Origin of the sequence: Mesorhizobium sp. M5C.F.Ca.IN.020.32.2.1 (genome assembly GCF_004023105.1) — a bacterium.
Classification (GTDB): Bacteria; Pseudomonadota; Alphaproteobacteria; order Rhizobiales; family Rhizobiaceae; genus Mesorhizobium; species Mesorhizobium wenxiniae.
The window spans coordinates 1-559 of the sequence record NZ_RZSX01001598.1 but is presented as its reverse complement, the minus strand read 5'-3'; the positions used below and the strand labels follow the sequence as shown (position 1 = coordinate 559).

The 559-nt window shown below is 62.8% G+C and carries 1 pseudogene; it reads left to right on the top strand.

From position 1 onward, the window contains the following. Nucleotides 1–559, top strand: a pseudogene (locus EOA86_RS37670) (NAD-glutamate dehydrogenase domain-containing protein); the annotation flags it as partial.

Here is a 559-nt window from a genome sequence, read left to right as displayed (position 1 = left end):
GCGTGCTGTTGGCCTATGCCAAGATCGCGTTGTTTTCCGACATCGTCGCCAGCGACGTGCCGGACGATTCGCATTTCGACCGTGACCTGATGGGCTATTTTCCGGACCGTATGGCGAAGAAATACGCGGCCGAGATCCATGGCCATCGCCTGCGCCGCGAAATCATCGCCCGTGTCGTCGCCAACGATCTGGTCAATCGCGGCGGACCATCCTTCGTCAACAGGCTGCAGGAAGCGACCGGTCGCAGCGCGGCCGACGTGGTCCGGACCTTCGCCGTGGTGCGCGACGGGTTTGGGTTGCCGGCGCTCTATCGCCAGATCGATGCACTCGACAACCAGATCGACGGACAGGTGCAGCTCGACCTTTATCAAGCTGTTAGCCGGCTCACTTATGTGGCCAGCGGCTGGTATCTCAAGAACGATACCAGCACCGCACCGCTCGGCCAGCGGATCGCTGAATTGCTGGACGCGCGCAAGGCACTGGAGCCGAAGCTCGTTTCGCTGCTGCCGGCCTTCTCGCGCGAGCGGATCGAGGAGCGGCGGCATGGTCTGTCCAAGGG